At 72.8% G+C, this 283-nt stretch carries 1 protein-coding gene; it reads right to left on the minus strand.

All coding sequences use genetic code 11. The features are described from left to right. Window positions 1–283, minus strand: a 283-nt coding sequence (locus tag J0695_RS41680; protein WP_242553803.1) for a DUF5926 family protein, incomplete at both ends; no start/stop codon positions are given.

Consider the following 283-nt stretch of genomic DNA (forward strand, 5'->3'; position numbering starts at 1 on the left):
GCGAGAAGCCGGGCGAGGGCGTCCAGGAGCTGCTCCTCGGGGATCTCCATGACCCAGCGCAGGTGGTTCTTCTCCGGCGTCTCGCACCAGTACGCGGAGTCCGCGGAGGCGATCTTGACGGTGGGGATCGCGGCCTCGTTGGCGCGCTCCAGCGACGCGGCGACCTCGGGGGCCGCGCCCGAAGCGTCCGGCACCCAGAACTCGAACCCGGTGTTCACGGCTGGCTCGAAGGCGGCGGCCGGATCCAGCAGGTCCTGCAGGCGCGGCCCGTCGGCCGACGGCT

The sequence above is a fragment of the Streptomyces beijiangensis genome (assembly GCF_017315755.1).
Taxonomy (GTDB): domain Bacteria; phylum Actinomycetota; class Actinomycetes; order Streptomycetales; family Streptomycetaceae; genus Streptomyces; species Streptomyces beijiangensis.